Source organism: Sphingomonas sp. (assembly GCF_965227385.1).
Lineage (GTDB): Bacteria > Pseudomonadota > Alphaproteobacteria > Sphingomonadales > Sphingomonadaceae > Sphingomonas.
The window spans coordinates 2913205-2932839 of the sequence record NZ_OZ245750.1 but is presented as its reverse complement, the minus strand read 5'-3'; the positions used below and the strand labels follow the sequence as shown (position 1 = coordinate 2932839).

At 65.8% G+C, this 19635-nt stretch carries 19 protein-coding genes; 9 read left to right on the top strand and 10 right to left on the bottom strand.

Annotated elements, in window-relative coordinates:
• Nucleotides 1-59 precede the first annotated feature (59 nt).
• Together pdhA and ACO05N_RS14455 are read left to right on the top strand one after the other, a co-directional pair.
• The gene (pdhA, locus tag ACO05N_RS14460; RefSeq protein WP_422057774.1) at nucleotides 60-1121 is read left to right on the top strand and encodes a pyruvate dehydrogenase (acetyl-transferring) E1 component subunit alpha; all 1062 of its coding nucleotides are present in this window, start codon (nucleotides 60-62) and stop codon (nucleotides 1119-1121) included.
• Between the two features lies 1 nt (nucleotide 1122).
• Entirely contained in the window at nucleotides 1123-2517 is a 1395-nt protein-coding gene (locus ACO05N_RS14455) for a pyruvate dehydrogenase complex E1 component subunit beta (RefSeq protein ID WP_422057773.1), read from the top strand.
• A gap of 40 nt (nucleotides 2518-2557) precedes the next feature.
• Here the strand turns inward: ACO05N_RS14455 and ACO05N_RS14450 are convergent, their stop codons facing one another.
• The 3 genes from ACO05N_RS14450 to ACO05N_RS14440 are packed head-to-tail and all read right to left on the bottom strand — an operon-like array spanning nucleotide 2558 to nucleotide 5984.
• A complete protein-coding gene (locus ACO05N_RS14450) occupies nucleotides 2558-3220 on the bottom strand; it encodes a pilus assembly protein (protein WP_422057772.1) in 663 nt (220 codons plus the stop codon).
• Nucleotides 3217-3987 carry a TadE/TadG family type IV pilus assembly protein gene (locus ACO05N_RS14445; RefSeq protein ID WP_422057771.1) on the bottom strand — a complete coding sequence of 257 codons (771 nt, stop codon included), beginning with the start codon at nucleotides 3985-3987 and terminating at the stop codon, nucleotides 3217-3219. The genes ACO05N_RS14450 and ACO05N_RS14445 overlap by 4 nt, the downstream gene beginning before the upstream one ends.
• The gene (locus ACO05N_RS14440; RefSeq protein ID WP_422057770.1) at nucleotides 3984-5984 is read right to left on the bottom strand and encodes a pilus assembly protein TadG-related protein; all 2001 of its coding nucleotides are present in this window, start codon (nucleotides 5982-5984) and stop codon (nucleotides 3984-3986) included. The genes ACO05N_RS14445 and ACO05N_RS14440 overlap by 4 nt, the downstream gene beginning before the upstream one ends.
• 151 nt (nucleotides 5985-6135) lie before the next feature.
• Here ACO05N_RS14440 and ACO05N_RS14435 point away from each other — a divergent pair, with 151 nt between their 5' ends.
• Complete coding sequence (locus tag ACO05N_RS14435) at nucleotides 6136-6780, top strand: hypothetical protein (RefSeq protein WP_422057769.1); 645 nt, start codon at nucleotides 6136-6138, stop codon at nucleotides 6778-6780.
• Between the two features lie 57 nt (nucleotides 6781-6837).
• A complete protein-coding gene (locus tag ACO05N_RS14430) occupies nucleotides 6838-7320 on the top strand; it encodes an EF-hand domain-containing protein (protein ID WP_422057768.1) in 483 nt (160 codons plus the stop codon).
• A gap of 1 nt (nucleotide 7321) precedes the next feature.
• Here ACO05N_RS14430 and trmFO read toward each other — a convergent pair whose 3' ends face one another.
• Complete coding sequence (trmFO, locus tag ACO05N_RS14425; protein WP_422057767.1) at nucleotides 7322-8674, bottom strand: methylenetetrahydrofolate--tRNA-(uracil(54)-C(5))-methyltransferase (FADH(2)-oxidizing) TrmFO; 1353 nt, start codon at nucleotides 8672-8674, stop codon at nucleotides 7322-7324.
• A 140-nt stretch (nucleotides 8675-8814) separates the two neighbouring features.
• Here trmFO and ACO05N_RS14420 point away from each other — a divergent pair, with 140 nt between their 5' ends.
• On the top strand, nucleotides 8815-9459 hold the full coding sequence (locus ACO05N_RS14420) for a lysoplasmalogenase family protein (protein WP_422057766.1): 645 nt from the start codon (nucleotides 8815-8817) through the stop codon (nucleotides 9457-9459).
• Here ACO05N_RS14420 and ACO05N_RS14415 read toward each other — a convergent pair.
• From ACO05N_RS14415 to ACO05N_RS14405, 3 genes are all read right to left on the bottom strand, one after another.
• The gene (locus ACO05N_RS14415; RefSeq protein WP_422057765.1) at nucleotides 9387-9848 is read right to left on the bottom strand and encodes a hypothetical protein; all 462 of its coding nucleotides are present in this window, start codon (nucleotides 9846-9848) and stop codon (nucleotides 9387-9389) included. The two genes, ACO05N_RS14420 and ACO05N_RS14415, sit on opposite strands and share 73 nt — an antisense overlap.
• Nucleotides 9849-9918: 70 nt before the next feature.
• Nucleotides 9919-10293 (bottom strand): hypothetical protein, encoded by a 375-nt coding sequence (locus ACO05N_RS14410; RefSeq protein ID WP_422057764.1) that lies wholly within the window; start codon nucleotides 10291-10293, stop codon nucleotides 9919-9921.
• A gap of 77 nt (nucleotides 10294-10370) precedes the next feature.
• Nucleotides 10371-10919 (bottom strand): GbsR/MarR family transcriptional regulator, encoded by a 549-nt coding sequence (locus tag ACO05N_RS14405; RefSeq protein WP_422057763.1) that lies wholly within the window; start codon nucleotides 10917-10919, stop codon nucleotides 10371-10373.
• Between the two features lie 39 nt (nucleotides 10920-10958).
• On the opposite strand from ACO05N_RS14405, the gene ACO05N_RS14400 reads away from it, so the two are divergent.
• Nucleotides 10959-11348: a VOC family protein gene (locus ACO05N_RS14400; protein WP_422057762.1), complete on the top strand. Its 390-nt coding sequence runs from the start codon at nucleotides 10959-10961 to the stop codon at nucleotides 11346-11348.
• Complete coding sequence (locus ACO05N_RS14395) at nucleotides 11349-11780, top strand: DUF488 family protein (protein WP_422057761.1); 432 nt, start codon at nucleotides 11349-11351, stop codon at nucleotides 11778-11780. It abuts the gene before it with no gap.
• A 41-nt stretch (nucleotides 11781-11821) separates the two neighbouring features.
• On the opposite strand, the gene ACO05N_RS14390 is transcribed toward ACO05N_RS14395, so the two are convergent.
• Together ACO05N_RS14390 and gyrA are read right to left on the bottom strand one after the other, a co-directional pair.
• Nucleotides 11822-12169 (bottom strand): DUF952 domain-containing protein, encoded by a 348-nt coding sequence (locus ACO05N_RS14390; RefSeq protein WP_422057760.1) that lies wholly within the window; start codon nucleotides 12167-12169, stop codon nucleotides 11822-11824.
• Nucleotides 12166-14916 (bottom strand): DNA gyrase subunit A, encoded by a 2751-nt coding sequence (gene gyrA / locus ACO05N_RS14385; RefSeq protein WP_422057759.1) that lies wholly within the window; start codon nucleotides 14914-14916, stop codon nucleotides 12166-12168. Before gyrA ends, ACO05N_RS14390 begins: the two co-directional genes overlap by 4 nt.
• A 263-nt stretch (nucleotides 14917-15179) precedes the next feature.
• On the opposite strand from gyrA, the gene ACO05N_RS14380 reads away from it, so the two are divergent.
• Nucleotides 15180-16445, top strand: a complete 1266-nt coding sequence (locus ACO05N_RS14380) for a hypothetical protein (protein WP_422057758.1) — start codon at nucleotides 15180-15182, stop codon at nucleotides 16443-16445.
• A 113-nt stretch (nucleotides 16446-16558) separates the two neighbouring features.
• Here the strand turns inward: ACO05N_RS14380 and ACO05N_RS14375 are convergent, their stop codons facing one another.
• Complete coding sequence (locus ACO05N_RS14375) at nucleotides 16559-17020, bottom strand: Lrp/AsnC family transcriptional regulator (RefSeq protein WP_422057757.1); 462 nt, start codon at nucleotides 17018-17020, stop codon at nucleotides 16559-16561.
• A gap of 191 nt (nucleotides 17021-17211) precedes the next feature.
• Between ACO05N_RS14375 and ACO05N_RS14370 the strand changes: the two genes are divergently transcribed.
• Nucleotides 17212-19632, top strand: a complete 2421-nt coding sequence (locus ACO05N_RS14370; protein WP_422057756.1) for a histidine kinase dimerization/phospho-acceptor domain-containing protein — start codon at nucleotides 17212-17214, stop codon at nucleotides 19630-19632.
• Nucleotides 19633-19635: the final 3 nt, after the last annotated feature.

The window sequence follows — 19635 nt, the reverse complement described above, 5'->3', positions numbered from 1 at the left end:
CGGGCCATTGCGCCGCGTGCGATATCCGGCCTATAGGGCCGGTTCCATCTTTCCCCAGGATGAGGATCATCGTGGCAAAATCCCCGGCCAAGAGCCGCACTAACGAACCAGCTCCAACCAACCGTGAGCGTCCAAACGAACCGCAACGGTACAATGCGTCGAAGGAGGAGCTGCTCGAATTTTATCGCCAGATGCTGCTCATCCGCCGTTTCGAGGAAAAGGCGGGCCAGCTCTACGGCCTCGGCTTCATCGGCGGCTTCTGCCACCTCTATATCGGTCAGGAAGCGGTTGCGGTCGGCCTGCAGTCGGCACTGGACGGTGACAAGGATTCGGTGATCACCGGGTATCGCGACCATGGCCACATGCTCGCATACGGCATCGATCCCAAGGAGATCATGGCGGAGCTGACCGGTCGCGCCGCGGGCATCAGCCGCGGCAAGGGCGGGTCGATGCACATGTTCTCGACCGAGAAGAAGTTCTACGGCGGCCATGGCATCGTTGGTGCGCAGGTTTCGCTTGGCGCTGGCCTGGCCTTCGCCCACAAATATCGCGGTGACGGTGGCGTCGCCATGGCCTATTTCGGCGATGGCGCGGCGAACCAGGGCCAGGTCTATGAGACCTTCAATATGGCCGAGCTGTGGAAGCTCCCGATCATCTTCGTGATCGAGAACAACCAGTACGCCATGGGCACCAGCGTCAATCGCGCGAGCTCCGAGGACCAGCTGTACAAGCGCGGCGAAAGCTTCCGCATTCCGGGCATCCAGGTCGATGGCATGGACGTGCTGGCGTGCCGTGGTGCGGCAGAAGAAGCGCTGGCGTGGGTGCGCGCGGGCAAGGGTCCGATCATCCTGGAAATGAAGACCTATCGCTATCGCGGCCATTCGATGTCCGACCCGGCCAAGTACCGGTCGCGCGACGAGGTTCAGTCGGTGCGTGAAAAGAGCGACCCGATCGAGGGCGTGAAGAAGGAACTCGAAGCGATCGGCGTCAAGGAAGACGAGCTGAAGGCGATCGAGGCCGAGATCCGCAAGGCGGTGAACGAGTCGGCCGACTTTGCCGAGCAGGCGCCGGAGCCGGATCCGGCCGAGCTGTATACCGACGTTCTGGTGGAGACGTACTGAAATGGCGATCGAGCTGAAGATGCCCGCGCTCTCGCCCACGATGGAAGAGGGAACCCTCGCCAAGTGGCTGGTGAAGGAAGGCGATACGATCAAGTCGGGCGATATCATCGCCGAGATCGAAACCGACAAGGCGACGATGGAATTCGAAGCCGTCGATGAAGGCACGCTGGCGCAGATCCTGGTGGCCGAGGGCACCGACGGGGTGAAGGTCGGCACCGTGATCGCGACGATCGCGGCCGAGGGCGAGGATGCGTCCGCAGCGCCTGCCCCCAAGGCCGAAGCGCCCGCTCAGGAGCAGAAGGCAGCCGAATCCGGCACTGATGCTGCGCCCAAAAAGGCCGACAGCGGTACCAAGCAGCTGGCCAGCGACAAGGCGGCGAGCGTTGCCGACCCCGAGCTTCCCGCCGGGACCGAGATGGTCAAGACCACTGTGCGCGAAGCGCTGCGCGATGCGATGGCCGAGGAAATGCGGTCGGACGATCGCGTGTTCGTGATGGGAGAGGAAGTCGCGGAATATCAGGGCGCCTACAAGGTGACCCAGGGTCTGCTCGACGAATTCGGTCCGCGCCGCGTGATCGACACGCCGATCACCGAGTATGGCTTTGCCGGCATCGGGTCGGGCGCGGCGATGGGTGGCCTCAAGCCGATCGTCGAGTTCATGACGTTCAACTTCGCGATGCAGGCGATCGACCACATCATCAACTCGGCCGCGAAGACCAACTATATGTCGGGCGGCCAGATGCGCTGCCCGATCGTGTTCCGCGGTCCCAATGGCGCGGCGAGCCGCGTCGGCGCGCAGCACTCGCAGAACTACGGCCCGTGGTATGCCAGCGTTCCGGGCCTGATCGTGATCGCGCCCTATGACGCGGCGGATGCCAAGGGCCTGCTCAAGGCGGCGATCCGGTCGGAAGATCCGGTCGTGTTCCTCGAGAACGAGCTCATGTACGGGCGCAGCTTCGACGTGCCCAAGCTCGACGACTGGGTGCTGCCGATCGGCAAGGCGCGGATCGTGCGCGAGGGCAAGGACGTGACTTTGGTCAGCTATTCGATCGGCGTTGGCGTTGCGCTGGAAGCCGCCGAGAAGCTGGCCGAAGAGGGCATCGACGCCGAGGTGATCGACCTGCGCACGCTGCGCCCGCTCGACACCGAAACGGTGCTCAAGAGCCTGAAGAAGACCAACCGCATGGTGGTGGTCGAGGAAGGTTGGCCAGTCTGTTCGATCGCGTCGGAAATCGTCGCGGTGTGCATGGAGCAGGGCTTCGACGATCTCGATGCTCCGGTCATCCGCGTGACGAACGAGGATGTGCCGCTGCCCTATGCCGCGAACCTTGAGAAGCTGGCGCTGATCACCGCCGACAAGGTGGTGGCGGGCGTCAAGAAGGTCACGTACCGCTGAGAATTGCGAGCCCCTCTCCTGACGGGGAGGGGCTCCGCGATCAGCAGGTCGAGGCGGTGACGCCGGTGACCTGATACACGCCGTTGGTTCCGCCCACCGTGTCGCGGCGGTCGCGGACCATCATCGACGCTTCCTCGCGGAAATTGGTGTTGGGGGCGAGGGCCGCGCGGAACAGCGGCTGATATTCGTAATAGACCTCGACGTACATGGTGACGCCGTCGCTGGGCGCGATCGCCAGTCGACCGGTCTTGCCCATGCCGTTGAGATTGACGGTTCCGGCGGCGCCATAGGCCGAGGTCTGCGACGTCTTGTTGCCGCGGCAGCGTTGCCAGCGGATGCGGTTCTTGCCGCTGTTCGCGGGGTCCGGCTCAAGGCTCGAGATGATCACCCGTCCATTGCGGAACAGGTCGAGTTCACCTGACTGGAGCCCGGCACCGGTCAGCAGGTCGTTGATGTCGGCTTCGTTGATTGTCTTTGCCTGAAGCTGGCTGCCCGAACCGATCCGTGCGGCGTTATCGGCCAGGTGCAACGCGATCTGGCTGATTCGCATCCGGCTGGTGATGTAGTTGGTCAGTTCGGCCCCGACGAGGCTGAGCGTCAGCAACAGTGGTAGCGACAGCGCGAATTCGAGCAGGGCGAGGCCACCCGTGTCGCGCCCGAGCGCCCGCAGACTGCGGCGCTGTCGGAACAGGTTGGCGATCACAGGAGGCACAGCCCGAGCAGACCGATACCACAGCTCGACGTGGGCGTCGGGCTCGGCGTGGGGCTTGCCGAACTGCTGGAGGTTGGCGTCGGCGAGGGCGAGCTGGTGTTCACCGGCGTCGGCGATGCCTCGATCGCCGCGGGGCAGTTGCGGACCTGGCTCGTGCCATAGCTGCCCTGGTCGCCATAAGGCTGGTTGCGGAGCACGGTGGATGCAGTGATCGTGGTCGTGCGGCCCCCCCCGACAAGATTATAGAGCGGAAAGATGCGCGGGTAGCTGGCGGTGACGGTGTAGAGCGTGGCGTCCTTCGCGCCGCCCTGACCCGCATTGCCCCCGTCGCGGTCCCATGCATTGTTGCGGTTGGCGTCCTGATAGGGCTCGCTACCGTCGCATACGCCATTGCCGTTGGTGTCGGTCCAAGTCTCTGCACGCGCCGCCGAAGCCTCGGAAAAGGTACGGTAATAGCGGCGATCGATCGTGATCGTGGCGTTGTTGGCCAAAGCCTTGACCTGCGCCCGCACCTTGTCGTCCAATGCGGTCTGGGTCGTGGTATCGGCCCCGCTTTCAAGGGTCGAGTCACGCGCGGTCTTTTGCACCACGCCCTGCAGCGCCGCGCGGGTGTAGAGCGTGTGGGCCACATCGAACCCGCCCAGCAGGACTAGGCCAAGGACGGGTGCCACCATCGCGAACTCGACGATGGTGGCACCCGACTCGTCGCGCCGAAGCGCGCCGGGGGCAAAGCGACGGAGGGAGAATCGCCGCTTCACCGGGTAAGCCTCAACTGGGAAATCTGGTCCGCGATCGAGCGGAAGGTGTTTTGCAGGTCGGTCGAGTTGCGCGCGGCGAAATAGCGGCCGGGCGTGGCGCAGCTCTGCATCATCCCCTCGATCGTGCTGCTCGATGCGCCGAACCAGATCACCCACAGGGTGATGTTCTTGTTCTTTACCGCGGTGCAGATTGCCTGGGTGCGGGCATTGACCTGCTGCGTGATCGTGCCGGTGGTCAGGCAGCCGCCGGTCGGCACCTGATTGGGGTCGGTCGTGCGGCGGTCGAGCCAGGGGAAGCCATAGGCGGCATAGTCGGTGTCGCCGGTGCACGCCTCACCGTCGGTCATGAAGATCAGGTGGCGTTCGATCTCGCCGCCCTGCGACGTATATTCATTCTCCGAACGAAAGATGCCGGTCGGAGAGATGAAGCGCGCGCCCCACAACAGGCCGATGTCGTGATAGGTGTTGCCGTTGGGCGTCAGGCCGTTGACGTAGGATTCGAATGCCGACGCGGTCGGCCAAGCCTGAAGCTTCTTGGCTTCTTCCGGGCAGTAATAAGGGACATTGTTGTAATAATCGGCCGTCGTAAGCGCCTCGTTCCGGTCAAGCTCGGACCAATAGCTTTGGACGTCGCGCGCAAAGATCGCGCCCGGTAGTGCCGGCCCCCACAGCGTGGTCGGGTCCCCGGAGTTGGGAACCAGATCGATGTCGAGGTCCTTCGCATCCGACGGGATCGGACTGTAGCTCGATTGCGATACGGTCTGGCGTTCCTCGATACACCCGTCCCAGGTCAGGCTGCGCGCAGCACCCTGATAGCCGATCGGCAGGCTGACCGAGTTGTTCCAGCTGGTGCCGTTCTTCAATCCGCTCACGTCATGGCTGATCTGCGCGTAGCGCCAGCGGTTGAAGGTCCGGGTCGTCGTCTCGGTCCCGGTATCGGTCCGCGTCCAGTAGCGCGTGACTTCGACGTCCCGGCTGCGCCGCTGAATGCGGCAGCGGTCGTCGCTGCTGCGGTAGCTGGCGCGATACTCGTAGCGCCAGCCATCCTGTTCGGTTTCCCAGGTCACGGTGCGCGGATTTCCGCTGCCCTCCTGGTAATTCCGGGTCGAGGGCGAGCCGGTATAGTTGATCTCGCCGTCTGGCGGCACCTGGCTGTCACACCAGCTGCTGGACACGTTGTAGGTGGTGCTGATCGTGCTCCAGCCACTTGTGCTGCCTTGCTGGATGCTCGGGCTGGCGGATTCGGTAGCGCCACCCTGGCTCCACGTGGTGGTGGTGGTGGTCGTATATTGTGCTTCGCGCGACTGGTAGGGCCAGCTGTTCGCAATAAAGCCGGTCGGCAGCAGCTTTCCGACATTGACGTTGGTCGCGTAGGGCATGAAGCCGAAACGGATCTGGACGGTGTTGCTGGTCCCGCCGGACGGCGCGCCGCCCGCGCAATTTTCGGCCGTGTCAAGCCGAGCGACGATTTCGTAGAAGCACTTCACCGCCGAGCGCAGCGCTTCCATCTTGGTCTGGCTATCGCTCGAAACCGCCTTGCTGGCCATCGACCCGGTGGTGTCGAGCACGAACATCACATCGGTGTTGGGGAGGCGCATTTCGGCGTCGCAGTTGACGGTAAGCGTCTCGGTTGTCTTGCCCAGCACGCGCATCAGCGTCATCGGCAGCGTGGCGCTGGCGTTTCCGGTTACCTTGCCTGCACTTTCAGTATAGGTTTTGGTCACCGACGTCGCGCCATAGGGGCTGGCCTGAATATTCGCGTCGAAGAAGCGTTCGGCCGCCGCACGCGCCGCATAGCTGTTGAATGCCCAGGTCCCGCCACCCATCTGCTTGCGCCCGGCCAGTGCGCCGGCATCGCACGCATGTTGCAGCCGTGTCTTGACGATGTACATGCGGCTCAGATCGACGCCACCGCCGACCATCCCGGCCAGCGGGATCAGCGATGCAGCGACGATCGCGAGCGTGTTGCCGCGCTTGTCGCGGGCGAGCGCGGCCATCGTGCTGCAGGCGCTGGTCACGACAGTTGAGCGCAACGGCATGGTAAGGGGTCCCCGGTTCCTTCGTCGGCTATGCGCGAAACTGGGCTAAGGGGGATTGAAGACGGATGGTTAACGCGGTGGTTACGATCGGGCGGCGAGGAGAGAAGCGGTGATCGACGTCGAGCGCCGGCTGGTGCTGACCTATATGCCGACGCCCGCTGCGGCGGCGGCGCTGGCGGCGCTGTTCGCGCTGGATGACAAGCTGGCCGAGACGCTGCGCACGACCAGTGAGCCGATGCTGGGCCAGATCCGCATGCAATGGTGGCAGGATGCGCTGGCGAAGCTCGACAGCGCGCCGCCGCCGCCGGAACCCGTTTTGCAGGGCGTTGCGCGCGACGTGCTGCGCGACCGGGTGACCGGTGTCGAGGTCGGGCAGATCGTCGAAGGCTGGCGCGTGCTGTTGGAGGCGGAACTCGATGGGGCGGCGCTGCGGTCGCATGGCGCACGCGGTCGGGCCTTGTTCGCGCTGGCCGGGCGTGTGGCTGGGTCTGCCGAGTCCGATCCGCTGGAGCGGGCGGGGGAAGGCTGGGCGCTGGCCGATCTCTCGGCAAAGTTGAGCGATTCCGGCGAGGCGGTGGAAGCGCGGCGGATCGCCGGGGCTGCGCTGGCTGACGCTTGCGCGGTCCGCTGGAGCCGGAATGGTCGGGCCTTGGGGGCGATGGCGCACCTGGCGCGGATGGATCTGGCAGGAGTGCCGGTCGGGTCGCCGCAGCGGACGCTGCGGGCGTTGTGGCATCGGATGACCGGCCGCTGAGCGCTTGCTGCCGCCGCCGAAGGCGTTAGCCTGTCGCTGCGGCGGGGGAGAGTCGGTATGTGGCGATATTTCGTAGGCGGTCTGGCGGCGTTGCTGATGGCGGGGGCGGGGGTGTTTCTGTTCCAGAGCCAGGCGACACCGGATCCTTTGCCATCGCCGCCGCCGGCCAGGGCCGGGCAGACTGCAACCGAACCGGAGGCCGAGCTGGCAGAAGTGCCGCAGGCACCGGATCGGACCCGGGAGGAAAAGCGCTTCGATCGCAACGACAAGGACAAGAACGGGCTGATCTCGCTCGCCGAATTGCAGCAGCCTCGGCGTAGGGCCTTTGCCAAGCTGGACAAAAATGGCGACGGGCGGCTGTCGTTCGAGGAATGGGCGGCGCGGACCAGCGACAAGTTTGCCGCCGCCGACAAGGACAAGTCTGGCACGCTGACCCGCGCCGAATTCGCCACCACCGCGCCGAAGCGCAAGGCCAAGGCGACCCCGCGCTGCGATTGCCGGGCCGAGGTTGCCAAGGCATTGGCCGAGGCGGAGGAGTAAACTACGCCGCCTTGACCCATTCCGCGAAGGCCGTGCGGGCGCGCGCGGTGTAGAGAAGTTTGCGGTCGGCCTTTTTGGTACGCCCCTCGATCGGTGGCATCAGGCCGAAATTGACGTTCATCGGCTGATAGGTCTCGACCTCCGCCCCGCCGGTGATGTGGCCGAGCAGCGCGCCGAGCGCGGTTTCGACCGGGGGCGGCGTCAGGTCACGGCCGAGGATCTCCGCAGCGGCGAAGCGGCCTGCCATCAGGCCGATGGCGCTGCTTTCGACATAGCCCTCGCACCCCGTTACCTGTCCCGCAAAGCGGATATGCGGGCGGCTTTTCAGGCGCAGCGTCGGGTCGAGCAGTTCGGGCGAGCGGATGAAGGTGTTACGGTGCAGGCCGCCCAGCCGGGCGAACTCGGCATTCTCAAGGCCGGGGATCGTGCGGAACAGGCGGACCTGCTCGGCATATTTGAGCTTGGTCTGGAAGCCGACCATGTTCCACAGCGTGGCGGTGGCGTTGTCCTGACGCAGCTGGACCACGGCATAGGGCCAGCGGCCTTTGGGGAATTCGTCACACGCGGTGCGCGGATCGTCGAGACCGACGCCCTTCATCGGGCCATAGCGCAGCGTATCGACGCCGCGCTCCGCCATCACCTCGATCGGCATGCAGCCTTCGAAATAGGGGACGTTTTCCCAGTCCTTGAACTCGCTTTTCTCGCCATCGAGCAGGCCCTGGTGGAAGGCCAGATACTCGTCCTTGGTCATCGGGCAGTTGATGTAATCCTTGCCATTCCCGCCGGGTCCGACTTTGTCCCAGCGCGACTGGAACCACGCCTTGTCCATGTCGATGCTCTCGAAATGGACGATCGGGGCGATGGCATCGAAGAAGGCGAGGGCGTCGCTGCCGGTGGCCGCACCGATGCTGTCGGCGAGGCCGGGGGCGGTCAGCGGGCCGGTGGCGACGATGGTCAGCCCCTCGGCCGGAAGCTGGTCGACGCGTTCGCGCACGATGGTGATGTTGGGATGCGCTTCGAGTGCGGCGGTGACGCCGTCGGAGAAGAGGTCGCGGTCCACCGCGAGCGCGGAGCCGGCCGGGACCTTGTGGGCGTCGCCCTGCGACATGATCAGCGAGCCGAGGTCGCGCATCTCCTGATGCAGCAGGCCGACCGCGTTACGCTCGGCATCGTCGGAGCGGAAGCTATTCGAGCAGACGAGTTCGGCAAGGCCGGTGGTCTGGTGCGCGGGGGTCATGTCGCCGGACCCACGCATTTCGGACAGCTTCACGCGGATGCCGGCATTGGCGAGCTGCCACGCCGCTTCTGATCCGGCGAGGCCGCCGCCGATGATATGGACTTGATGGCTATTCATGAGGATCGAGCCTGACACCCTTTGGTGGGGAAACTGACGAAAAATGCGGGTTGTCATGCGCGTGCTTGACACGTGTCCGGCGGTGCCGGACCCCTGTGACGCCCTTACGCCAAGGGGAGGCTTGTAGGAAAGGGGAAGCGATGGGGTGGCTGTTCGGGGCGGCGGTGGTCGCGGGAGCGAGCTATTGCCTGGAGGCGTGGGGGCTGGTCGATCCCGGTGCGTGGGGACCGGTGTGGAAGACGAGTGGCGTGGCGCTGCTCGCGATCTGGGTGGCGACGCGGGCGCGCGGCACGGACGGGTGGTTGCTGACAGGAGCGCTGGCGTTGGGCGCGCTGGGCGATTTGTTGCTGGAGACGCATGGGCTGGTGGTCGGCGGCGCGGCGTTTGCGGCGGGGCATCTGGTCGCGTGCGTGCTGTATCTGCGTAACCGGCGGGCGGCGTTGACGCCAAGCCAGAAGGCGTTCGGGTGGCTGCTGGCCCCGGCGACGATCGGGATCGCGGCGCTGTTCGCGGCTCCGGCGGGCGGGGCGGTGCAGGCGGGGGCCTATTCGGCGTTCCTTGGCGTGATGGCGGCACTGGCATGGACCAGCCGCTTTCCGCGCTATCGCGTCGGGCTGGGCGCAGTGGTGTTTGTGGTGTCGGACCTGCTGATTTTCTCGCGCTTCGGGCCGCTGGCAGAGTCGGTGGTGCCTAGCCTGCTGATCTGGCCCACTTATTTTGCAGCGCAGGCATTGATCGCGTGGGGGGTGAGCGGAGCGCTCTCGTCGGACCAGCGGGTGCCGTAGCGGACGATCGTCGCGCAAATTGCGCCGGTCGCGATCAACGCGAAGCCGATCGGCGTGTCGGGGGCAAAATCGAGCGCTATCGCAGCAGCAGCAGTGATTGCCGCGCCAACAAGGCCCCAGACCGCCGGATGCGCCAGCCCCGGATTGCGGGCCGCGATCCAGCCCATCGTCGTTCCACCCAGCCACACCGGCATCACCGCAAGCACGGATCCGAGCACGATAGAAGCCGCGGCTATCGGCAGCATCCCCGCGCCATCGGCGACGGCGGGATGCAGTGTCAGTGGCCGGGCCGCGTCCAGCGCCAGCGGTGCGAGGCCGAGGGTGAGCAGAAAGATCGGACCGGCGAGCAGGGTGGCAAGGAAGCCACCGCGATAAAAGCGGACGTACATCGATGGTCTCCATCCACGGCGGGGATAAAGGGCAAGCGGCGCATCCCCTGCGAGATGCGCCGCCAGCCGTTCAGGCGACCGCTGGCCGGGTTTCGTGATTGAGCCAGCTGTTCACCTTGCGCCCGAACTGGGCGATCGCGCCCATGTTGAAGAAGTGCATCGCTCCGAGCACGATGACGGCCAGCCCCACTTTGCTGCTGAGGAACCGGATCGCTTCGGGAACGGTGGTCGGTTCGTTGCCGAGGCTGAGTGTTAGGGTAATGAAGCCGAGGTTGATCAGGTAAAAGCCGACGACCAGCAGGTGGTTGGTCGAATTCGCAAGCGTCTCATTCTGGCCGAAGCACTGCATCAGGAACACGATCCCGTTGCGGCTCAGCGTTCGTGCGACCCAGATGGTGAGCGCGATGGTGATCGCGAGATAGAGCGCATAGACGGTCTCGATCATCGTACTTCTCCTTGCTGTATATTCTGTAAATCCAGAAACAATTGGCTGTGCGAAGTTCGTCTTTGGGGGTTTGACGTTCAGTCCTTCTTCGAAGTCCCCGGAATGAACCGCGCGACCTTGCCGCCCAGCTTCATCAGCGTGACGAGGGTGGGCTTGGGCAGGACGCGGACCTGGTCGTACCAGCCGCCGAGGGTGCCGATGAATTCGTGCATCCGCCCGATCCGCTCGCGAACCTGGGGCGGGGCGCTCTGGTCGGCGGCGAGGCGTTGGGCGAGCTCGCCGAGCAGCTGGACCGTGGGGTCGATCTCGCGGCGTTTGCGCTCGGCGACGATGCGCATGAGCATGTCCCACAGGTCCGTTTCCGCGACGAAATGGTCGCGGCGGTCGCCCTCGACATGGACGCGGCGGACGATGCTGTAGCCTTGCAGCTCCTTCAGCCCCGTGGAGACGTTGGAGCGGGCGAGGCCGAGCGTTTCGACGATCTCGTCCGCGTGGAGCGGGCGGTCGGCGAGGTAGAGCAAGGCGTGGATCTGCGCGACGGAGCGGTTGACGCCCCAATGCGTTCCCATCTCACCCCAGTGGAGGATGAAGGCCTTTGCGTCGGGATGCTCTGCGAAACGGGTCATGATGTAATTTCTGTAATTACAGAAATAAGGAGAGTCAACATGATCGATCATATGGGCGTGGCGGTCGCCGATGCGGCGCGGTCCAAGGCGTTTTACGAGGCGGCGTTGAAGCCGTTGGGCATGAAGTGCCTGACCGAAGTGCTCGCTGACAAGAATGGCTCAGGCGGTGCTGCCTATGGCTTTGGCGTCGAGGGCGGCGGCGAGTTCTGGGTCGGCGACAATGAGAACGTGGGGGAGGGGACGCATGTCGCGTTTCGCGCCAAGACGCGCGCGCAGGTCGATGCGTTTCATGAAGCTGCGATCGCGGCGGGCGGGCGCGACCATGGCGCGCCGGGGCTGCGGCCGAATTACGGGCCGAACTACTATGCCGCCTTCGTGTTCGACCCCGACGGGATCAATATCGAGGCGGTATGTTACGCGGAGGAATGAGTGAAGGTCTTCACCATCGGATATGAGGGGGCGACAGTCGCGTCGTTCCTTGCCGCGCTGGAACGCGCGGGCGTGCGCCAAGTGATCGATGTGCGGCAATTGCCACTGTCGCGACGACCGGGATTTTCGAAATCATCACTGGCGGCGGCGCTGGCCGAGCGGGATATCGGCTATGTGCACCTGAAGGCTCTGGGTACGCCCAAGCCGGGGCGCGATGCGGCGAAGAAGGGCGATCGGGCGACGCTGGAGGCGGTCTATGCCGGGCAGCTCGAACTCCCCGAAGCACAGGCGCAGGCGGCGCGGATGCGCGACCTGATTGCTGAGACGCCGAGCGCGTTGCTGTGCTTCGAGCGCGACCCGTGCGTTTGTCACCGAACGCTGCTGCTGGCGGCCGAGGGTGAGGGGGTCGAGGTCGTGGACCTGTTTGCCTGACCGGCCCTCCCTCTGCCCCTCCCGCAAGCGGGAGGGGAAATTCAGCCCGTGACGGGCAGCACGACCGAGCCGTCTTCCGTGCGTTCGAGCGGGGAATAGGCCACCACAATGTCCAACGTCAGTGGGCCATAGAGGTGCGGAAACTCCGCGCCGCCGCGCGATACCTCCCATTTGATCGCGTCGCCGAGCGCGTCGAGATCGACCGCCGCGACCCACAGATCGGGCTGGTCGGCGAAATGCTTGTCCACCGTCTCGGTCAGCTGGGCAGCGGTAGAGAGGTGGACATAGCCGTCCTGGATATCGATCGGCGCGCCTTCGAAACTGCCCGCCTCAAGATCGCCCATCTGGGGCGCGGTCAGCACCTTGTAAGCGGTCGTCGGGCGGGTCATTCGCCGCCCTCCGGCCCCGATGCGAGATCGTCACCCGGCGTGGCGTCGGGCAGCGGAGCGGTTTCGGTCTCGCCGTCACCCAGATTGGCCTCGGCGTCCTCCTCGCTCTCCTCGATCCGCGCGGCGGAGACGACATGTTCGTTCTGTGCGACGTGGAACAGGCGCACGCCGGCCGAGCCGCGGCCGATGACGCGCAGCGAGCTGAGCGGCAGGCGGATCATCTTGGCCTGGTCGGTGACGAGCATCAACTGGTCGGACTGGGTCGCCGGGAAGCTGGCCAGCACCGCGCCATTGCGGGCGATATTGTCGATATTGGTGATGCCCTGACCGCCGCGACCGGTGCGGCGATATTCATAGGCCGAGGACAGCTTGCCATAGCCATTGGCGCAGACGGTGAGGATGAACTGCTCCTTGGCGCGCAGCTCCTCGAACCGTTCGGGCGACAGGTCGGGTTCGCCTTCCTTCTCCGCCTTCCACGGGGCGAAGCGGAGATAGACCTCGCGCTCTTCCGCGGTCGTGCCGACGCGGTGGAGGATCGACAGCGAGATGACCTGATCGTCGCCAAGCAGGCGCATGCCGCGCACGCCGGTCGAGTTGCGGCTCTGGAATTCGCGGACCTCGTCGCCGGCGAAGCGGATCGCCTTGCCCGCGCGGCTGGCGAGCAGCACGTCGTCGCCTTCGTCAAGCAGGGCGACGCCGATCAGGCGATCGTCCTCATCCTCGCCCTCGAACTTCATCGCGATCTTGCCGTTGCTGGGCACGTTGGTGAACGCGTCCATGCTGTTGCGGCGGACATTGCCCTTGGCGGTCGCGAACATGACGTGGAGCGAGCCCCACTCGCTTTCGTCCTCGGGCAGGGGGAGGACGGTCGAGATAGTTTCCCCCGCCGCGAGTGGCAGCAGGTTGATCATCGGGCGTCCACGGGTAGCGGGGCCGCCTTCGGGCAGCTTCCACACCTTCATGCGATAGACGCGGCCGAGGGTGGAGAAGAACAGCACCGGGGTGTGGGTCGAGGTCACGAACAGCTCGGTGATCGCGTCCTCGTCCTTGGTCGCCATGCCGGCGCGCCCCTTGCCGCCGCGCGCCTGGGCGCGGAAGGCGTCGAGCGGGGTGCGCTTGATGTACCCCTGCATGGTCACGGTGACGACCATGTCCTCACGCTCGATCAGGTCCTCATCCTCGATCCCGTCGGCGGCGGCGGCGATTTCGGTGCGGCGCGGGGTCGCGTACTGCTCGCGGACCGCGACCAGTTCCTCACGCAGCACTTCGTAGAGCTTGGCGCGGTTGGCGAGAATTTCGAGCAGCTCGGCGATCGAATCGGCGAGTTCCTTGAGCTCGTCGCCGATCTCGTCGCGGCCCAGGGCGGTCAGGCGGTGGAGGCGCAGGTCGAGGATCGCGCGGACCTGAACGTCCGACAGGCGATAGGTGTCGCCAGTGACTTCGGTTTCGACCGCTTCGACCAGGCGGATATAGGGCGCGATCTCGGCAATCGGCCAGTCGCGCATCAGCAGCGATTCGCGCGCCGCCGTCGGGCTGGACGAGCCGCGGATGATACGGACGACTTCGTCGAGGTTGGTGACCGCGATCACCAGGCCCAGCAAGATGTGCGCCCGGTCGCGCGCCTTGGCGAGTTCGAACTTCGAGCGGCGGGTGATCACCTGCTCGCGGAACTTGACGAACGCTTCGATGATGTCGCGCAGGTTGAGCAGTTCGGGGCGGCCGCCGCGGATCGCGAGCATGTTGGCCGGGAAGCTCTGCTGCGCCGGGGTGTTGCGCCACAGCTGGTTGAGCACGACTTCGGGGGTGGCGTCGCGCTTGAGGTCGATGACGATGCGTACGCCCTCACGCGACGATTCGTCGCGGATGTCGCTGATCCCCTCGACCCGCTTTTCCTTGGCAGCCTCGGCGATTTTCTCGACCAGCGCGTTCTTGCCCTGCTGGTACGGGATTTCGGTGAGGACGATCGAGCGGCGCTCACCGCGCTGTTCGGTGATGTAGCGGCTGCGCACGATGATCGAGCCGCGGCCCGACTGGTAGGCGCTGCGGCAGCCCGAACGACCGAGAATCTGCGCGCCGGTCGGGAAATCTGGCCCCGGCACGATCTCCATCAGCTCTTCGATCGTGATCGCGCCATTGTCGATATAGGCGAGGCAGGCGTCGACCACTTCGCCAAGATTGTGCGGCGGGATGTTGGTCGCCATGCCGACCGCGATGCCGCCCGCGCCGTTGACGAGCAGGTTAGGGTAGCGCGCGGGGAGGACCGTCGGCTCGCTTTCGGAGCCGTCGTAGTTGTCCTGAAAGTCGACCGTGTCCTTGTCGATATCGTCGAGCAGCGACATCGCGACCTTGGCCAGGCGCGCTTCGGTGTAGCGCATCGCGGCGGGCGGATCGGGGTCCATCGACCCGAAATTGCCCTGGCCGTCGATCAGCGGCACGCGCATCGCCCAGTCCTGGGCCATGCGCGCCATCGCGTCATAGATCGAGCTGTCGCCGTGCGGGTGGTATTTACCCATCACGTCACCGACCAGGCGGGCAGACTTGCGATAGGCGCGGCCGGGGAGATAGCCGCCCTCTTGCGCCGCATAGAGGATGCGGCGGTGGACCGGCTTCAGGCCGTCACGAACGTCGGGCAGCGCGCGCGCCACGATCACGCTCATCGCGTAATCGAGGTAGCTGGTCTTCATCTCGTCGACGATCGAGATGGGAGTGATATCGGAAGGGTCCGCGAGGACGGTCTCGTCGGTCAAGAATCGGTGCTTTCGAAGGGTTGTTTCAGTGTTGTGACCGCTCTAGCCGCCCCGCGACCACCTGCCAAGCCCGCGCACCCGCGTGCGCGCGCACGCGAGAGCGTCGGCGCTGCGTTTCATTTCGGGAGCCAGACCATTCAAAATGCGTTCAGCGAACGCGTGCGAAAGCCCGAAACCGCGATACACCGCCTTGACCGGGCGGGACGGATTACTAGAGCGGGTCGCGTCAACCGCTACGCACAGATGCGTGAGGAGAGTTCCGGATGAAGTCTGTTTCCAAGGCTGCGCTTGCCGCGGCGGTTCTGCTGGCTGTGCCTTTTGCCGTGTCGGCACCCGCAGCCGCACAGAAGAAGCAGAAGGAAGAAGCACCCAAGTTCAAGGTGAGCGACGCGTTCCGCAAGGCTGCGGTCGAGGTCGAGAACCTGATCAAGGCCAAGGATTTCCAGGGCGCCGCGGGCAAGCTCGATGCGCTGGAGGCGATGGCGACCAATGACGACGAAAAATTCTTCGTCGCCAATTTCCGCCTGACCACCGCGGCAAATCTGAAGGACGATGCCACGACGATCCGCGCGCTCGACGCGTTGATCGCCAATCCCAAGACCGAGCCGGCGAACCTGGGTCAGTACAATTTCTTCCGCGGCGACAAGACGCTGGGCCAGAAAAAGCCGGCCGAGGCGATCCCGTTCCTGCTGAAGGCGCGCGAGTTGGGCTATGTTCCCAATGGCGCCAACCTGAACCTGCTGATCGCACAGGCGCAGCTTGACGCCGGCCAGCTCGACGCCGGGGTTGCCAGCATCGACGCCGCGATCAAGGCCGAGGAAGCGGCGGGCCGCAAGGCGCCGCTGGCATGGTATCGCTTCGCGGTCGACCGCCTGTATCGCGGCGGCAAGAAGGCCGCTGCGAGCGAGTGGCTGAGCCGCCAGATGGCTGCCTATCCCAGCGCGGAGGGCTGGCGCGCCACGTTGCTGGTGTACCTGGAGCAGGCGCGCGAAAAGGGTGTCGCGATGGACGCCGACCTCCAGCTCGATGTCATGCGGTTGATGCGCGCGGCCAAGGCGATGGGCGGCGAGTTCGACTATCAGGAATATGCCGATCTGGCGCAGCGTCGTGGTCTGCCCTGGGAGGCCAAGGCGGTGATCGAGGAAGGTCGCGCGGCGGGCAAGATCCAGGCGAGCAACGCGGCGATCAACGAACTGTATCGCTCGGCCGTCGTCCGCGAAAAGGCCGAGGGCTCGCTCGCGGCGGAGGAAAAGACCGCAACCGCGGCGGCCAATGGCACTACGGCGAAGAATGTCGGCGACGCCTATCTGGGCAGCCGCAACTTCACCAAGGCCGCCGAACTGTATCGCGTTGCGTTGCAGAAGGGCGGCGTGGACGCCAATCTGGTCAACACGCGCCTGGGCATCGCGCTGGCGATGCTGGGCCAGAAGGCCGAGGCAAAGGCGGCGTTCCAGGCGGTGACCGCGTCGCCGCGCGCCGAGATTGCCCGGTTCTGGACGACCTGGATCGACCAGGCTCCGGCCGCCTGACGGCGGCTGGCCCGGTTCAGCTTCGCTGAAGCGGATACGGCGGTGCCGTGATCCAGCTTGGCTGGATCCGGACCGAACGAAGGGGGCGGCCGCTGTGCCGCCCCTTTTTCGTGTCAGTCGACCGGAACGCCCGGATGCGATTTCGACGTGCGGATGGTGAGCGACGTGCGGACATGCGCGACATTGGGCGCGGTGGTCAGGCGGGTGGTCAGGAACTGCTGGAAACTGCTGAGGTCGCGGGCGACGATCTTCAGGATGAAGTCGATATCGCCGTTGAGCATGTAGCATTCGCGGATCTCGGGAATCGCGGCAACGTGCGCCTCGAACGCTTCGAGATCGGATTCGGCCTGGCTTTTCAGGCTGACCATGGCAAAGACGATGATCGTATAGCCCAGCCAATTGGGGTCGAGATCGGCGTGATAGCCCCGGATCGCCCCCTTGTCCTCAAGCGCCCGGACCCGGCGCAGGCATGGCGGGGCCGTCAGGCCGACCCGATCGGCCAACTCGACATTGGTCATGCGCCCATCATTCTGGAGATGCGCCATGATCTGACGGTCGATATCGTCGAAAGCCATTGATGATTCCCCTGCGCCACATGATTCGGTCGCAACGCGCGATTGAGACATAATATAATTACTTGCAAGCGCAATTGTCCCACTATGCGACGCCGCCGTTGCGGGTCCAATTCTCCTGTTTCCACGGGGGGTTCGGGCGGGTTAAGGAATCCTTACCGGCCGATTTCCGGCCCGACTGGGCAGACCGTTTTTTGCGTTACGACGACACCCTGGAGACCGTGCTGGCCGGCGATGTTTCAACATCGTTCGGAAAGGCGTCTGCGTGGCGTCAGCTGGTCGACCTGATCGGCCGGCGCCGGGTAGCCGCGGATGTGCGCGCGTTCAAGTTGCTGCGCCGGATTCGCGACGATGTCCCGATCGGCGTACGTGCGGCCAGCGCGCGCGCACTGGAACATGCCAATCCTCCCGCGCCGCTGGTGGCATTGTGCGCACTCGACCATATCTCGGTCGCCGCACCGTTGCTGCGCACGGCACGCATGTCGTCGGGCGAGTGGGTCGAATTGTTGCCGCGCCTGTCTGCCGCGGGGCGAGCGGTGCTGCGCGACCGTCGCGACCTGCCCCCGGGGATCGAGCGGGCGCTGGAGACGTTCGGGCCGGTCGATTTCGTGGTGACGGGGGCGGTCGCCGAGTCCGCGGAAATTGCCGCCGCGCTCGATCCGGTTGCAGCGGGCAACGGCGATGCGCCGGTCGCTGCAGCCGTGGAAACCGACGACGCCCCCACGGTGGTGTCGGCGCCCGAACCCGTGCCAGAAGCGAGCGGGGTTGATCCAGTCGATACCCCGGCGCAGTCGGTCGAGGCCGAACCGTTCCGCGTGGACGCGGTCGGCGCGCCCCTGCCGGCTTATGCAGACGATTCCGCGTCGGTCCCGCAGCGCGACGCGGGGCCCGATGCTGACGCTCCCGCCGTCCCGCTTGCGGCCGGAAACGCGGGGGGGGCAATCGAGCCTGGCGAGGCAGAAGGGGCGCCCGAGGCGATCCCGGCTGGCGATTCTGCGCAGACGGGCGCGAGCGATGCAGCCGCCGGGGCGATGCACGACCCGGCACTGGTCGCCTTGCCGGTCGGGACCGAGGATGCCGATGGAGACGCTGTCGCCATTTCCGGTGCCGGATCGGTGCTCGACGCCGTGGCGCGGGTCGAATCGCGCGTGCGGATGCGGTTGCGTCCGGTGCTCGAACGGGTCGAGCCGCCCCAGGCTACCGAAGTCCCTGCCAACACCTTGCCCTTTGTCCAGGTCGGTGCGGCTGCATTGGCCATTCCCGCAGTGGTGCGTGCGTTGGAGAGCGCTGGACCGTCCGGGCCGGCGCGCGAAGCCGAGCCGGCAGCAGAAGCAGATTCCCCGGCCGAGGCAGCAGCGGCCCAAAGCGGGACCGACACGGCTCCGTCCGTCGCATTGCCCCTTGCTGCCGAGTCCGGCGACGTGCAGGCCCCAGACATGGATGACGTCTTCATTCTGGGTTCTTCGCCCGCCGACGCGATCGAGGGCGAAGCGTCGGTCGACGAGCCGGCCGGTCCGTTTGAGATTGCCGACGTCGTCGCGCGCATCGACGCCTTTTACACGCTTCAGCAGGAGCGTGCGGCGCACGCCCCGTTGCCGGCGCGGGTCGACGGGTTCCGCTTCGAGACCGACGAACAGGGCGTGATCCGATGGGTCGAAGGGGTTTCGCGCGCGCCGCTGATCGGCCTGTCGCTGGAACTCAATGCGTCGAGCGACGCGTCGCGCGCGGATGGCGTTGCGGCGGGGGCGCTGCGCCAGCGGGCGATGTTCAGCGATGCACGGCTAATGGTGGTCGGCGAATCGGATGCCGCTGGCGAATGGCGCATTTCGGCCGCGCCCGCGTTCGACCGCGCGACCGGCCGCTTTTCGGGATATCGCGGAACCGCACGCCGCCCTCGCCGGGATGACAGCGCAGCGCCGTCGACGCCGCCGCCCGCCAGCCCGGCGGCGGATTCGCTGCGCCAGTTGATGCACGAATTGCGCACCCCGACCAACGCCATCGCGGGCTTTGCCGAGATGATCGAGCGCGAGATGCTGGGCGACGCGCCGCCCGTCTATCGCGAGCGTGCGGGGACGATCCGGATGCATGCGCGCGCGCTGCTCGCGGCGATCGACGACCTGGACATCGCGGCGCGGATCGAGGCGTCGGCGCTTACGCTGGGATCGGGCGAGGTGACGTTGCGGCCGTTGCTGGCGCGCATTGCAGATGATCTGGCCGCGCTGGCGGAGTTGCGCGGCGCGTGGATTTCGTTGCCGATCGACGATCCGGTGGTACGCGGCGACGGCCGTGCGATCGAGCGGATGATGTCGCGATTGCTTGCCACCCTGTTGTCCGCAGCGCGCGACGGCGAACGCGTGGGAATACAGGTGCACGCGACCGGCGGATTGATCGCGATCGCGTTCGACCGGCCCGACGCGCTGACGGCGGTTGACGGCGATGCGCTGTTCAACCTGGATGACGAGGATCAGGATGCCGCTCTGCTCGGCACCGGCTTTGCACTGCGGCTGGTGCGCAACATCGCGCGCGAGCTTGGCGGGAGCCTGACGGTCACCGACGCGGCGATTACGATCGAACTTCCCGCCATGGTAACCAAGTCTTTGGAACAGGCGCGCTAAACT

What these genes read in the sequence shown, in the direction of transcription:
- ACO05N_RS14390 (WP_422057760.1), bottom strand. Translation starts at nt 12,169, where the DNA reads ATGACCCGCCCGACGACCGCTTACAAGGTGCTGACCGCGCCCCAGATG.
- pdhA (WP_422057774.1), top strand. Translation starts at nt 60, where the DNA reads ATGAGGATCATCGTGGCAAAATCCCCGGCCAAGAGCCGCACTAACGAA.
- ACO05N_RS14380 (WP_422057758.1), top strand. Translation starts at nt 15,180, where the DNA reads ATGAAGTCTGTTTCCAAGGCTGCGCTTGCCGCGGCGGTTCTGCTGGCT.
- ACO05N_RS14415 (WP_422057765.1), bottom strand. Translation starts at nt 9,848, where the DNA reads ATGTACGTCCGCTTTTATCGCGGTGGCTTCCTTGCCACCCTGCTCGCC.
- ACO05N_RS14405 (WP_422057763.1), bottom strand. Translation starts at nt 10,919, where the DNA reads ATGACCCGTTTCGCAGAGCATCCCGACGCAAAGGCCTTCATCCTCCAC.
- ACO05N_RS14420 (WP_422057766.1), top strand. Translation starts at nt 8,815, where the DNA reads ATGGGGTGGCTGTTCGGGGCGGCGGTGGTCGCGGGAGCGAGCTATTGC.
- ACO05N_RS14400 (WP_422057762.1), top strand. Translation starts at nt 10,959, where the DNA reads ATGATCGATCATATGGGCGTGGCGGTCGCCGATGCGGCGCGGTCCAAG.
- trmFO (WP_422057767.1), bottom strand. Translation starts at nt 8,674, where the DNA reads ATGAATAGCCATCAAGTCCATATCATCGGCGGCGGCCTCGCCGGATCA.
- ACO05N_RS14430 (WP_422057768.1), top strand. Translation starts at nt 6,838, where the DNA reads ATGTGGCGATATTTCGTAGGCGGTCTGGCGGCGTTGCTGATGGCGGGG.
- ACO05N_RS14410 (WP_422057764.1), bottom strand. Translation starts at nt 10,293, where the DNA reads ATGATCGAGACCGTCTATGCGCTCTATCTCGCGATCACCATCGCGCTC.
- ACO05N_RS14375 (WP_422057757.1), bottom strand. Translation starts at nt 17,020, where the DNA reads ATGGCTTTCGACGATATCGACCGTCAGATCATGGCGCATCTCCAGAAT.
- ACO05N_RS14455 (WP_422057773.1), top strand. Translation starts at nt 1,123, where the DNA reads ATGGCGATCGAGCTGAAGATGCCCGCGCTCTCGCCCACGATGGAAGAG.
- ACO05N_RS14440 (WP_422057770.1), bottom strand. Translation starts at nt 5,984, where the DNA reads ATGGCCGCGCTCGCCCGCGACAAGCGCGGCAACACGCTCGCGATCGTC.